Below are 12,565 nucleotides of genomic sequence, written 5' to 3' on the forward strand. Positions count from 1 at the left end.
GGTGGGGGGAGGAGGAGCGCCGCGGGGCCTGCCGGATCGGCAGGCCCCGCGGGTGGATCACTTCTTCGTGACCCAGAACTTCACGATCCGGGTGGCCGACGCGGTGTCGGCGTTCCCGAGGTACTTCACGCGGACCTTCTTCTGGCCCGGCTTGCCGTAGGCGGCGAGCTTGACCGTGGCCTTGCCCTTCGCGTTGAGCTTGACGGTGGTGGCCTTGCCGAAGCGGAAGACCTTCACCTTGCCGGCGGCCGAGGCCTTGCCGGCGGCGACGGAGACCTTGAGGGTGACCTTCTGGCCGACCTTGGCCTTGCCCTTCTTGCTGGCCGTGATCGTCGCGTCCGCCTTCGCCGGGGTCGGCTCGGCACCGACGAGGGTGCCCGAGGGCTGCGCGAGGACCGAGACACCCCAGGTGCCGGCGAGGTCGGCGGGGACGGTGAACGAGACCTCCGCGGCGCCCTCGGCGACCGGGAAGGAACCGACGCGGACCGACTTCTTGCCCTGGACCAGCGAGACCGCGACCGTGGTGTTGACCGGGCTGCCGAGCGAGGTCAGGTCGAGCTTGCCGAGGGAGAAGGAGACCTCGTCGCCGGCGGAGACCGACGTGGGCAGGCCGGACTCCTCGACCTGCTGGCGCGCGAAGTCCGGGGACAGCGGCGCGTTGCCGGCCAGGTAGTCGCGCCACAGCTCGGCGTCGAGCAGGCCGGTGTCGGTGTAGGTGCCCTCGGTGAAGGCACGGAAGTTGTCACCACCGGTGGCGAGGAACGACAGCGTCGAGACCGTGTAGGTCTTCTCCTCCTCCAGCGGGACCCCGTCGATGTGCACCGCGGTGATCCGCTCACCGGCGTCCTTGGTCGGGTCGGCGGTCACCCGGACGTTGTCGGACATGCCGAGCTGGAGGTAGGGCCGCGACGGCACGGAGCCGTCGGGGTTGGTCTGCCACTGCTGCTCGAGGACCTTCTTCAGCGCGGCGCCGGTCAGCTTGACCAGCGCGACGGTGTTGTTGAACGGGAGCACCGCGTTGGCCTCGGCGAAGGTGACCACGCCGTCGGTGTTGGCCGGGTTCGCGGTGGTGTCGCCGTCGAAGAGCAGCTCGGCGCGCAGGCCACCGGGGTTGGTGAGGCCGAGGTCCGGCTGGCCGATGTCGGCGAGGCCGTCGCGCAGCGCGTTGGCGACCAGGCCGCCGAGGGCGGACTCCGAGGCGCGGTCGTCGCGCTTGCCGTCGGCGTACGCGGTGGTGATGTCGGCGGTGATCTTGGCGACCGGACGGTTGCCGACCTCGGCGGCGTCGGCGAGCGCCTCGGCGGTGATCGCCTCGACCTCGGCCACGCGCGGCAGGGTCAGGTCGGCCTCGGCCGCGCGGGCGACGTTCTCCACCGCGGTCGCAGTGACCTCGCCGGTGGCGTCGTCGACGGCCAGGTCCACGCGGCCGATGTTCTCGCCGTAGGAGCCGGTCTGCACGACCGGACGGCCGTCGGCGGTCCAGGCGTACTGCTTGTGGGTGTGACCGGTGAAGATCACGTCGACGGAGGTGGAGGTGTTCTTGACGATGTCGGCGAACGTGCCGCCGGCGATGACCTCCTCCTCCAGGGTCGAGCCGTCGGGGGTGCCGGCGCCGGCGCCCTCGTGGTACTCCGCGACCAGCACGTCGGCCTCGCCGTTCTCGGCGTCGCCGTCGGAGAGCTGCGCCGCGACCCGGTTGACCGCCACGACGGGGTCGCCGAAGGTCAGCGAGGTGATCCCGGCGGGGCTCACCAGCGAGGAGGTCTCCTCGGTGACGACGCCGATGACGCCGATGGTGACGCCGCCGACCTCGTAGGTGGCGTACTCGTCGAGGGCGGGCGTCGTCGTGCCCTTCGCGTAGACGTTCGCACCGAGGTAGTCGAAGTCCGCGGCGTCCTGCACCCGGCCCTCGAGGTCGGCGAAGCCGCGGTCGAACTCGTGGTTGCCCACCGCCGAGCCGGCGAGGTCGAGGGCGTTGAGCACCTCGATCGTCGGGAGGTCCTGCTGGTTGGAGGAGGCGAACAGCGAGGCGCCGATGTTGTCACCGGCGGAGAGGAGCAGGGTGTTGCTGTCCCCCGCCTCGGCCCGGATCTCCTCGATCGTCGTCGCGAACTTGGTGGTGTTCTCGTCGATGCGGCCGTGGAAGTCGTTGATGTTGAGCAGCGTGATGTCGACCGTGGCCGCGTGCGCGGGCGCCGGGACGAGGACCAGCGTCGTGGCGGCGACGGCGAGCCCGAGAGGCGCGGCGAACCGCGTAGGGATAGCAGGCATGTAGGCGATCTCCAGGTGGGGATGACGGGTGGTGACCCGATGACGGCCCCGGATGCAGGCAGCAACGCGCGTCCGCACCGTCGACGGACGGTGTCCCGAGATGAACGCGCGCAAGCGGAAACCTTCCGGCACGAGGGGCGGCGGCCGAGGCGGCCGCCGTCACCCTAGTACGGCCGGACGGCCTCGCAGGGTGTTGCTCAGGTGACGAATCGGTGACGAATGCGCGTCAGCGCGACACGGCGCCGGAGTCCCCGCGGAGGGTGGCGCGCTGCCGCCACAGGTCGCGGTAGAACTCCCAGCCCGACCAGAGGGTCAGAGCCACCGCGACGACGAGGCAGGCCTGGGCGACGTAGAACAGCACCTCGCCGGGCATCTCCAGGGCGCCAGGCAGGTCGGGGTCGCGCAGCGGCAGGACGAGCGCACCGAGCGCGATCGCCTGCACGGTGGTCTTGAGCTTGCCGAGGTCCGCCGCGGCGATGACCACCCGCTTGGCGACCGAGAGCCGCAGCAGCGTCACGCTCCACTCCCGGGCGAGCACGACGATGGTGACCCACCACCAGATGTCGCCGGTGATCGAGAGCCCGACGAAGGCCATGCCGGTGATCGCCTTGTCGGCGATGGGGTCGGCGATCTTGCCGAAGTCGGTGATCAGGTTGCGCGAGCGCGCGATGTCGCCGTCGATCTTGTCGGTGATCATCGCGACGACGAAGAGGGTGTAGGCGACGCAGCGCCACAGGATGGAGTCGCCGCCGTCGATGAGCAGCGCCCACCCGAAGAACGGCACCATCGCGATGCGCAGGGTGGTGAGCACGTTCGGCAGGTTCAGGTTCGACACCTGCGGCTGGGTCTCGCTCATGCGTGCGCCTCCTGCACGATCGGCTCGGCGTAGAGATCCGCACCCTCGGCGTCGACGACGACCGCGGTCACCAGGTCGCCGACCTCGGCCCGGCAGCCGAGCAGGTACGTCGACCCGTCGACCTCGGGGCCCTGGTGGGCGGCGCGTCCCTCGACCGCGACCTCGCCGTCCTCGTCGGTCACCGACTCCACCAGCACCTCGACGGTCTCGCCGAGCCGCTCCAGCGCGCGCTGAGCGGTCAGCTCCTCGACCAGGCCGGTGACGTGCTCGGCGCGGGCGCGGACCTCGTCCTCGTCCAGCTTGCCGTCGTACGTCGCCGCCTCGGTGCCGTCCTCGTCGGAGTAGCCGAACACGCCGGTGACGTCGAGCCGGGCCGCGACGAGGAAGTCGCACAGGACCTGGACGTCCTCCTCGGTCTCGCCGGGGAAGCCGACGATCACGTTGCAGCGCACGCCTGCCTGCGGGGCGTGGCCGCGGACCTGCTCGAGCAGGCCGAGGAAGCTCTCGGGGTCGCCGAACCGGCGCATCCGCCGCAGCACCGTGGCGCTGGCGTGCTGGAAGCTGAGGTCGAAGTAGGGCACGACGCCGGGGGTGGTGGCGATCGCCTCGACCAGCCCCGGGCGGGTCTCGGCCGGCTGGAGGTAGGAGACGCGGACGCGGTCGACGCCGTCGATGGCGGCCAGCTCGGGCAGCATCGTCTCCAGCAGGCGCAGGTCGCCGAGGTCCTTGCCGTAGGACGTGGAGTTCTCGCTGACCAGGAACAGCTCGCGCACCCCCTGGGTGGCCAGCCACTGCGCCTCCTGGAGCACGTCGCTGGGGCGGCGGCTGACGAAGGAGCCGCGGAAGGCGGGGATCGCGCAGAACGAGCAGCGCCGGTCGCAGCCGGAGGCGAGCTTCAGCGGGGCGGTCGGCCCGCCGTCCAGGCGGCGGCGCACGGCGCGGGGGCCGGTGGCGGGCGCGCCGAGGCCGATCTCGGCCGTCGAGGCGTGCCCGGGGACCGCGAGGGTCGAGGCCGAGCGCTCGGCCGGGGAGATCGGGAGCAGCCGCCGGCGGTCCTGCGGGGTGTGCGGGTGATGGGTCTCCCCCGCCACGATCGAGCGCAGCCGCGCGGCGATGTCGGGGTAGTCGTCGAAGCCGAGCACCGCGTCGGCCTCAGGCAGGGAGTCGGCCAGCTCCTTGCCGTACCGCTCGGCCATGCAGCCCACGGCCACGACCGCCTGGGTCCGGCCGCCGCCCGCCTTGAGGTCGGCCGCCTCGAGGAGGGTGTCGACGGAGTCCTTCTTCGCGCTCTCCACGAAGCCGCAGGTGTTGACGACGACGGTGTCGGCGTCGGCGGGGTCCTCGACCAGGCGGAAGCCGTCGGCCTCCAGGCGCCCGGCCAGCTCCTCGGAGTCGACGTCGTTGCGTGCGCACCCGAGGGTCAGCAGGGCGACGGAGAGCGGGGGCGTGGATCCGGTCGATCCGGTCGTCGGTCCGGGGCGGGTGTCGGCTGCAGTCATGATCGGATCGAGTATGGCCGTCGACCGGCCCCGACCGCGAACCCGCGACAGGTGCCCGCGCCGCGCCGCCCGCTCCGTCGCCGGTTCAGCCGCCCACTCCGTCGCCGGTTCCGTCGCCCGCTCCGTCGCCCGCTCGGTCGCCTGGCCCCTCGGCCGGCTTGACCGCGATCACGGGGCAGCGGGCATCGCGGATCACCCGCTGCGCCACGCTGCCCACCAGCAGCTTCCCCACCGGGGAGCGGCGCCGCAGGCCGAGCACGACGAGCGCCGCGTCGACCTCGTTCGCGACGTGCAGGATCTCCGCGGCGACGTCGGGGACGTCGGGGACGACGGCCTGGCGCACCTCGTGCTCCACGCCGGAGTCCGCGAGCTCGGCCTCGAGGGCGTCGAGGGCCTCGAGGTGGGCGAACCGCTCGTCGACCAGCGCGTCGCCGCGGCCGACGTTGACCGTGACCACGCCCAGGCCGCGCCGCCGCGCCTCGGCGAGGGCGCGCTCCAGGGCGGTCGCTCCGAACTCGTCGGGCGTCCAGCCCACCACGATCGGTCCTGCACTCATCGGTCGGCCAGCTCCTCGGTGCGGCGGTCGGACCTCTCAGGCCCGGGGTGGGTCGGTGCGGCCGGTCGGTGGCTGAGCAGCCGGGCGGCCAGGGCGAGGTCGAGCTGGGCGAGGCCGCGGCGGGGCGGGGTCGCCCGCAGGGTCGCCTCCCGGGCCGCCTCGGAGGTGTCCGGGAGCAGGGTGCTCACAGCAGACCCGCCCCCTCCAGGATCGAGGCGACGCGCGCGTCCTGCTCGGCGATGAAGTCGCCGAAGTCGTCGCCGGCGACGAAGCGGTCGACCCAGCCGTTCTTCTCCAGCTGCTCCTCCCACGCCGGGGTGGCGCGCATCTGCTCGAGCATGGCGACCAGCTCGTCGCGGCGCTCGTCGGAGACCCCGGGCGGGGCGAGGACGCCGCGCCAGTTCGTGAAGACCAGGTCGATGCCGGACTCCTGCAGCGTCGGGACGTCGGAGACGGTCGCGCCGCGGAGCCGCTCGGCCCCGGACACGGCGAGCACGCGCAGGGCGCCGCTGGCGATCTGGCCCGTGAACTCGCCGAGCCCGGAGAAGCCGACCCGGATCTTGTCACCGAGGAGGGCGCTGGTCAGCGGCCCGCCGCCGTCGTACCGCTCATAGGTGACCTCGCGCGGGTCGATGCCGACCGTCTCGGCGAGCTGCATGGGGAAGAGGTGGTCGGGGCCGCCGGGGCTCGACCCGCCGCCGACGACGAGCGAGGCGGGGTCGGCCTTCCAGGCCTCCACCAGGTCCCCGATCGTCTCGAACGGCGAGTCGGCCGGGACCAGCACGCCCTCGTGGTCCTCGATCAGCTGGGCGACCGGGGTCGCGTCGCCGAGCCCGTGCTCGAGCCCGGAGGAGTACGCCGACCCCACCACGCCCAGCCCGGCGGTCATCAGGAGGTGCTCGTTGCCCTCCTCCCCCATCAGCCGGGTCAGCGCCACCGACCCGCTGGCGCCGCGAATGTTGGTGACCTCGAAGGACCCGCTGATGATGTCCTCGGACTCCAGGACGCCGACCGCGGCCCGTCCGGTCTGGTCATAGCCGCCGCCGGGGCTGTTCGGGATCCACATCGCCAGGTCCTGGTCGTCGTCGCCGCGGATGACCCCGCGGCCGGCCGCGGCCAGCGTGACGGCCAACGTGACGGCCAGCGCGGCGGCCACCGCCGCGAGGGTTCGTGCCCTGGTCACCGTGTCTCTCCTGTCCCGGTCTGCGAGGCTCCTCTCTCGACGAGCATCACGGTTACCCGTGGCTGCGGTCACTGTTGGGAAAGCAACGGAGGTTGTGGAACTTGTGGTCTCCAGCCCGGCCGCGCGGGTCCAGCGGCCCCGGTGGCCGGCGGTGGCACCTCAGCCTCGCGGGCCAGTTCCTCGCGCTCCAGCTGCTCGTCCTGCTCGTGGTGGTCCTGGTCAGCGGCGTGGTCTCGGTCCGCCAGGCCGAGGCGACCTTCCGCGACGACCGCGGGGCCCGGCTCCGCTCGGCCGCCGAGGGCCTGGCGGGCACCGACGCGGTCCAGGCGGGCCTCGCCGGCAGCGCGAAACGCGACACGCTGGAGTTCTACGCCCAGCAGCGGGCCGGGGACGTCGGCGCCTCCGCGGTGCACCTGGCCGACCCATCGGGCCGGGTGCTGGTGAGCACCGACCCGACGCGTGAGGGTCAGCGGCTCGACCTGGGCCCGGGAGACGTGCTCGAACGGCGCTCGTGGACCGGCGACGTCGACGAGGCCGGGGAGCGCGCGATCGCCGCGCAGGTGCCGGTGCTCAGCATCGGGAGCGAGACCGACCCGCCGGTCGGGGACCTGGTCGGCATCGTCGTGGTCGCCGAGGACTACCCGCCCTGGCCCGAGCGCCTGCGCGGCACCCTCGGCGACCTGGTCACCTACCTGGCCCTCGGCCTCACCCTCGGCGTCGCGGGCTCCTTCCTGCTCTCCCGGCTCATCAAGCGCCGCACGCGCGGCCTGGAGCCGAGCGAGATCGCGGCGCTGGCCGACCAGCGCGAGGCGCTGCTGACCTCGCTGCGGGAGGGCGTGGTCGCGGTCGGCGAGTCCGGCGTGCTGACCCTCGTCAGCGACAGCGCCCGCGAGCTGCTCGGCCTGCCGACCGACGCCGGCGGACGGCGGGTCGCGGACCTGGACCTCGAGCCCGCCGTGCGCGACCTGCTGACCGGCACCGGCGAGGTCCACGACCAGGTGCTGGTCATGGCCGGCCGCGTGCTCGTCACCAACCGCAGCCGGGTCCGGCACGGCGGCCGCGCGACCGGCACCGTCACGACCGTCCGCGACCGCACCGAGCTGCTGGCCCTGCAGAGCGAGCTCAGCGCCCGGCAGAGCGTCACCGAGACCCTGCGCGCCCAGACCCACGAGTTCAGCAACCAGCTGCACACGATCTCCGGGCTCCTCCAGCTCGGCGAGCACGACGAGGCCGCCCGCCTCATCAGCACGCTCTCCCGGCGCCGCGCGGCGATCAGCGACGCGGTCACCTCGCGCGTGGAGGACCCGGCCGTCGCCGCACTGCTGATCGCCAAGACCAGCTCGGCGGCGGAGCGCCGGACCAGGCTCGACCTCACCGACGACACCCGCCTGCCGCGGCTGGACCACGAGCTGTCGGCCGACCTCGGCACGGTGCTGGGCAACCTGGTCGACAACGCCGTCGAGGCGGTCGCCGGCACCAGCCGCGAGGGCCGGCCCGCCTGTGTCGACGTACGCCTGGTGGTCGAGGCGGACGGCACGGCCGTCGTGCAGGTCTCCGACACCGGACCGGGGGTACCTCCCGACCAGGTCGACGCGGTCTTCCGGCGCGGCTTCACCACCAAGCCGAGCGACGCCGGCGGACGGGGCATCGGCCTGGCGCTGGTGCAGGTGGTCTGCGAGCGCCGCGGCGGGTCGGTGTCGGTGCACGGACGCGAGGACGGGTCGGGCGCGGTCTTCACGGCCCGGCTGCCGGCAGGGAGGAGCGAGCATGCCTGAGCAGGGCGAGGACGAGCTGCGGGTGCTCGTCGTCGACGACGACTTCATGGTCGCCTCGATCCACGCCCGCTTCGTCGAGCGTGCGCCGGGGTTCGTCGTGGCCGGCAGAGCTGCGAGCGGCGCCGAGGCGCTGGACGCGGTCGAGCGGCTCGAGCCCGACCTCGTGCTGCTCGACGTCCACCTGCCCGACCTCAGCGGCATCGAGGTGCTGCGCCGGCTGCGCGGACGCGGCGACGACCTGGGCGTCATCGTGGTCACCGCGGCGCGGGAGGTCGACACCGTCCGGGCGGCCGCGGCGGCCGGAGCGGCGCACTACCTGGTCAAGCCCTTCGAGCACGAGGACCTGCTGGCCCGGCTCGAGGCGTTCCGCGCCGCGCGGGCGGCGCTGCAGGGCGTCGTGGCGCCCGACCAGCAGCACATCGACGCGGTCTTCGCACCCCTCGGGCGGGCCCGCACGGTGCTGCCCAAGGGGCTGAGCGTCGAGACGGCCGCGGCCGTGCTCGCCGCGCTCGACGCGGCCGGCGAGCTCTCGGCGACCGAGGCCGCCGAGGCGGTCGGGATCTCCCGGGTGAGCTGCCGGCGCTACCTCGAGCACTTCGTCGAGCAGGGCACGGCCGCGGTCCGGCTCCGGTACGGCGGCTCCGGCCGCCCCGAGCGCCGCTACCGGACCGCGTAGACCGACGGCGTAGACCTCCCGGGTCGACCTCCCGCGTCGAATCGGCCCGCCCGGCCCGTCGTTCCCCTACCGTGGCCCGCACACCCGGAGGGGCAACGGGAGGTGGAGCGATGGACGTCAGGAGCGACGACGGGCCGGCGACCGATGCCGCGGCGCTGTGGCGGCTCACCCTGGAGCACTCCCCCATCGGCATGGCCCTCGTGGACCTCGAGGGCCGGGTGATGCTGGTCAACCCGGCCTTCGCGGAGATGCTCGGCCGCGACCCGCAGGCGATGCGCGGGCTGCACTTCTCCGAGATCACCTACTCCGACGACGTCGCCGACGACGTCGACCAGTTCACCCGGGCGGTCAGCGGCGAGACCGGCTCCTACCGGGTGCGCAAGCGCTACCTGCGCTCCGACGGGGCCGTGGTCTGGGCCGACCTGTCGGTGGGCGTGGTGCGGGACGGGTCCGGGCAGCCGCAGCACCTCATCGCCCAGGTCCTCGACATCACCGAGCAGCACGAGGCCGAGCAGCGGCTCGCGGCCGCGGTCGCCGAGACCGAGCGCGAGCGGCAGACCCTCGCGGCCGTCTTCGAGACCGTCGGCGTCGGGCTGCTGCTCATCGACGCCGAGGGCCGCTACCAGCGGATGAACCGCCGGCACCGCGAGACCATGAGCCTGCCCTTCCCCGAAGGCCACGCCGGCGCAGCGGGCCAGCTCGGCCACGTCTACCACCTCGACGGCCACACCCCGCTCAGCCGCGAGGAGATGCCGTCGTACCGCGCGGCGCAGGGCGAGGAGTTCACCGACTACCGGTACTGGGTGGGCGACGACCCGCTGACCCGCGCGGCCTTCACCACCTCCGCCCGCCAGGTGCGGAGCCCCTCGGGGGAACGGCTCGGCGCCGCGCTGGCCTACCAGGAGATCACCGACCTGCTGCGCGCGCTGCGGGTCAAGGACCAGTTCGTCTCCTCGGTCTCCCACGAGCTGCGCACGCCGCTGACCGCCGTCCTCGGGCACCTGGAGATGCTCTGCGAGGACGAGGAGCTCCCCGGCGACGTCCGGCAACGCCTGCAGGTGGTGCGCCGCAACGCCGACCGGCTGCGCTCGCTGGTCTCCGACGTCCTGCTCGTCGCCCGTGCCGGCGAGGTGGGCCTGGAGATGGAGCGCTCCGACGTCGACCTGGTCCGGCTCGTGCGGGAGGCCGTCGAGGCGGCCCGACCCGGCGCCGAGCGCACGGGCCTCGACCTCACCGCGCGCACCCCCGGGCGCCTCGTCGTCCGCGTTGACGAGCGGCGGGTGCGACAGGTCGTCGACAACCTGCTCTCCAACGCCGTGAAGTACACCGAGGCCGGCGGGTCGGTGCGGGTGACGCTGCGCCTGGCCGCCGGCGCCGTCGAGCTCGAGGTGGCCGACACCGGCATCGGCATCGCCGCCGACGAGCTCGGCGCGGTGTTCACCCGGTTCTTCCGCGGGGCCGCGGCGACCGCGCGGCACATCCCCGGCACCGGCCTCGGCTTGGAGATCACCAGCTCGATCGTGGGCGCGCACGGCGGCTCCGTCGCGGTCAGCAGCGAGCCCGGCGGGGGCAGCGTGTTCACCGTCACCCTCCCCGCCTGAGCGTCGGCGCCCGGCGCCCGGCGCCGGGCAATACCACCACGGTCTCGCGACAGGTGTCGGCGGAACCCATCCACCAGCACGGGACCGATCGTGACGACGGTCGCCGGCCCGGACCCCGCTGCCCGCCGTCCTGGCCGTGCTGCTGCGGGTGTGGGCGCTGCTCGACCGGCGCGGCGCCGGCACCGCCTAGACGTCGGCCTCCATGGCGGCGACGAAGTCGGCCTTGACCGAGCGCCACGCCTCGTCGGTCATCGTCCGGCGCCAGTAGGGCGAGCAGGACATGTCGGCGCGGGCCAGCCCGCGCTCGGCGAGGAGGTGGCGGCGGATCCCGCGGATCTCCTCGGCCTCGCCGTGGACGAAGGCGTGGACGCGGCCGACCGGGGCGTCGAGCTCCTCCAACGAGCGGAGCAGCAGCGTGGCCGGGTCGTCGGCCCCGGCGCGGTGCAGCCAGCGCAGGTCGAGGTCGCCGGGGGTCGCGAGCGGGACCTCGTGGGCGGCGTCGTCACAGACCAGGCGCACCACGACCGGCCGCCCCACGGGCACGGCCTCCAGCGAGGCGGCGATCGCCGGGAGCGCGGACTCGTCGCCGACCATCAGGTGCCAGTCGGCGGCCGGGTCGGGCCGGTAGCCCGCGCCCGGGCCCTCGAGGACCAGCACGTCGCCCACCGCCGCGCGCGAGGCCCACCGGCCCGCGGCGCCGGTGTCGCCGTGCACCACGAAATCGAGGGTCAGCCGGGCGCCGTCCCAGGCCCGCACGGTGTAGCGCCGACGCGCCGGCCACCACTGTGCGTCGTAGGAGGCGCGCACCTCGGCCGGCTCGAAGACCGGGCCGTACGGCGCGTCGTCGGGCGGGATGGCGATGTTGACGTAGGCGTCGGTGCTGTCAGGCATGGCGAATCCCGCCAGCCCGTCACCCCCGAGGACCACACGGACCATCGCGGGTGTCACCCACGTCACCGACTCGACCTGTCCGTGCACGAACCCTCCTCCGACCGAAACGTCGTACTTAGGTTAGCCTCACCTGTCGTCCGAGTCGGTCGGCGCCTCCCGCGCCGTGGCTGCGGACGTCCGCGGGCGCCGCCGGCGCCCCCGTGCCGAAAGGACCACCCGTGCGTTCCCTGCGCCTTCTCACCGTCTCCCTCGGAGCGGCCGCCCTCGTCCTGAGCGCGTGCGGCTCGACCGAGGAGGACTCCCCCTCCGCCACCGAGTCGTCGAGCGGCTCGTCGGCGGCGGAGTTCCCCATCACGATCGAGCACGCGCTCGGCACCACGACGATCGAGGAGGCGCCCGAGCGCGTCGCCACCGTCGCCTGGGCCAACCACGAGGTGCCGCTGGCGCTCGGCGTGGTGCCGGTGGGGATGGCGGCCGCCAACTTCGGCGACGACGACGGCGACGGCCTGCTCCCCTGGGTGAGCGACGAGCTCGAGGAGCTCGACGCCGAGACGCCGGTGCTCTTCGACGAGACCGACGGCATCGACTTCGAGGCGGTCGCCGACACCGAGCCGGACCTGATCCTGGCGTCGTACTCCGGGCTGACCCAGGAGGACTACGACACGCTCAGCGAGATCGCGCCGGTCGTGGCCTACCCCGAGGCGCCCTGGTCGACCGAGTGGCGCGACATGATCCTGCAGAGCAGCGAGGCCATGGGCATGGCCGAGGAGGGCGAGGCGCTGGTCGCCGACCTCGAGACCGAGATCTCCGAGGCCGTCGCCGCGCACCCCGGGCTCGAGGGCAAGAAGACGATGTTCCTCACCCACGTCGACACCACCGACCTCAGCGAGGTCAGCTACTACACGACGCTGGACACCCGCGCGAAGTTCTTCGCCGACCTCGGCCTGGCCAGCCCCGCCATGATCGAGGAGGCCTCGCAGGAGTCCGGGCAGTTCTCCGGAACCCTCAGCGCCGAGCAGGTCGACAAGCTCGACGACGTCGAGGTCATCGTGACCTACGGCGACGAGGAGCTGGTCAAGGCCCTCAAGGCCGACCCGCTGCTTTCCAAGATGCCCGCGGTCGAGAACGACGCGATCGTGCTCCTGCCGAACACCCCGCTCGGCACCGCCGCCAACCCGACGCCGCTGTCGATCTCCTACGTCCTCGAGGACTACGTCGACATGCTCGCCGCGGCCGCCGGCGTCGAGTGACCCAGAC

11 protein-coding genes are annotated in these 12,565 nt (G+C 73.5%); 4 read left to right on the top strand and 7 right to left on the bottom strand.

The features are described 5' to 3' along the window. Positions 1–57: 57 nt before the first annotated feature. From HPC71_RS12945 to HPC71_RS12970, 6 genes are all read right to left on the bottom strand, one after another. Entirely contained in the window at positions 58–2,271 is a 2,214-nt protein-coding gene (locus HPC71_RS12945; protein WP_154616460.1) for a bifunctional metallophosphatase/5'-nucleotidase, read from the bottom strand. A gap of 226 nt (positions 2,272–2,497) precedes the next feature. Next, the gene (pgsA, locus tag HPC71_RS12950) at positions 2,498–3,127 is read right to left on the bottom strand and encodes a CDP-diacylglycerol--glycerol-3-phosphate 3-phosphatidyltransferase (protein ID WP_154616459.1); all 630 of its coding nucleotides are present in this window, start codon (positions 3,125–3,127) and stop codon (positions 2,498–2,500) included. Further along, on the bottom strand, positions 3,124–4,626 hold the full coding sequence (gene rimO, locus HPC71_RS12955) for a 30S ribosomal protein S12 methylthiotransferase RimO (protein WP_154616458.1): 1,503 nt from the start codon (positions 4,624–4,626) through the stop codon (positions 3,124–3,126). Before rimO ends, pgsA begins: the two co-directional genes overlap by 4 nt. Positions 4,627–4,711: 85 nt before the next feature. Next, positions 4,712–5,182 carry a universal stress protein gene (locus tag HPC71_RS12960; protein ID WP_154616457.1) on the bottom strand — a complete coding sequence of 157 codons (471 nt, stop codon included), beginning with the start codon at positions 5,180–5,182 and terminating at the stop codon, positions 4,712–4,714. Then, positions 5,179–5,370, bottom strand: a complete 192-nt coding sequence (locus HPC71_RS12965; RefSeq protein ID WP_154616456.1) for a hypothetical protein — start codon at positions 5,368–5,370, stop codon at positions 5,179–5,181. The genes HPC71_RS12960 and HPC71_RS12965 overlap by 4 nt, the downstream gene beginning before the upstream one ends. Further along, on the bottom strand, positions 5,367–6,365 hold the full coding sequence (locus HPC71_RS12970; protein WP_253943709.1) for a Bug family tripartite tricarboxylate transporter substrate binding protein: 999 nt from the start codon (positions 6,363–6,365) through the stop codon (positions 5,367–5,369). The genes HPC71_RS12965 and HPC71_RS12970 overlap by 4 nt, the downstream gene beginning before the upstream one ends. A gap of 101 nt (positions 6,366–6,466) precedes the next feature. Between HPC71_RS12970 and HPC71_RS12975 the strand changes: the two genes are divergently transcribed. The 3 genes from HPC71_RS12975 to HPC71_RS12985 all read left to right on the top strand — a co-directional run bounded on the left by HPC71_RS12975 (position 6,467) and on the right by HPC71_RS12985 (position 10,417). Then, positions 6,467–8,140: a sensor histidine kinase gene (locus HPC71_RS12975; RefSeq protein ID WP_154616455.1), complete on the top strand. Its 1,674-nt coding sequence runs from the start codon at positions 6,467–6,469 to the stop codon at positions 8,138–8,140. Next, on the top strand, positions 8,133–8,816 hold the full coding sequence (locus HPC71_RS12980; protein WP_171896772.1) for a response regulator: 684 nt from the start codon (positions 8,133–8,135) through the stop codon (positions 8,814–8,816). The genes HPC71_RS12975 and HPC71_RS12980 overlap by 8 nt, the downstream gene beginning before the upstream one ends. Positions 8,817–8,926: 110 nt before the next feature. Then, positions 8,927–10,417, top strand: coding sequence for a sensor histidine kinase (locus HPC71_RS12985; RefSeq protein WP_154616454.1), 1,491 nt, complete (start codon positions 8,927–8,929; stop codon positions 10,415–10,417). 186 nt (positions 10,418–10,603) lie between these two features. On the opposite strand, the gene HPC71_RS12990 is transcribed toward HPC71_RS12985, so the two are convergent. Then, on the bottom strand, positions 10,604–11,395 hold the full coding sequence (locus HPC71_RS12990; RefSeq protein ID WP_171896773.1) for a siderophore-interacting protein: 792 nt from the start codon (positions 11,393–11,395) through the stop codon (positions 10,604–10,606). A 131-nt stretch (positions 11,396–11,526) separates the two neighbouring features. Here HPC71_RS12990 and HPC71_RS12995 point away from each other — a divergent pair, with 131 nt between their 5' ends. Next, entirely contained in the window at positions 11,527–12,558 is a 1,032-nt protein-coding gene (locus HPC71_RS12995; protein ID WP_171896774.1) for an iron-siderophore ABC transporter substrate-binding protein, read from the top strand. Positions 12,559–12,565: the final 7 nt, after the last annotated feature.

Source organism: Nocardioides marmotae (assembly GCF_013177455.1).
Taxonomy (GTDB): domain Bacteria; phylum Actinomycetota; class Actinomycetes; order Propionibacteriales; family Nocardioidaceae; genus Nocardioides; species Nocardioides marmotae.

Excerpts from the sequence above, each read along its gene's own strand:
- HPC71_RS12945 (WP_154616460.1), bottom strand. The coding sequence starts at position 2,271 with ATGCCTGCTATCCCTACGCGGTTCGCCGCGCCTCTCGGGCTCGCCGTC.
- pgsA (WP_154616459.1), bottom strand. The coding sequence starts at position 3,127 with ATGAGCGAGACCCAGCCGCAGGTGTCGAACCTGAACCTGCCGAACGTG.
- rimO (WP_154616458.1), bottom strand. The coding sequence starts at position 4,626 with ATGACTGCAGCCGACACCCGCCCCGGACCGACGACCGGATCGACCGGA.
- HPC71_RS12960 (WP_154616457.1), bottom strand. The coding sequence starts at position 5,182 with ATGAGTGCAGGACCGATCGTGGTGGGCTGGACGCCCGACGAGTTCGGA.
- HPC71_RS12980 (WP_171896772.1), top strand. The coding sequence starts at position 8,133 with ATGCCTGAGCAGGGCGAGGACGAGCTGCGGGTGCTCGTCGTCGACGAC.
- HPC71_RS12985 (WP_154616454.1), top strand. The coding sequence starts at position 8,927 with ATGGACGTCAGGAGCGACGACGGGCCGGCGACCGATGCCGCGGCGCTG.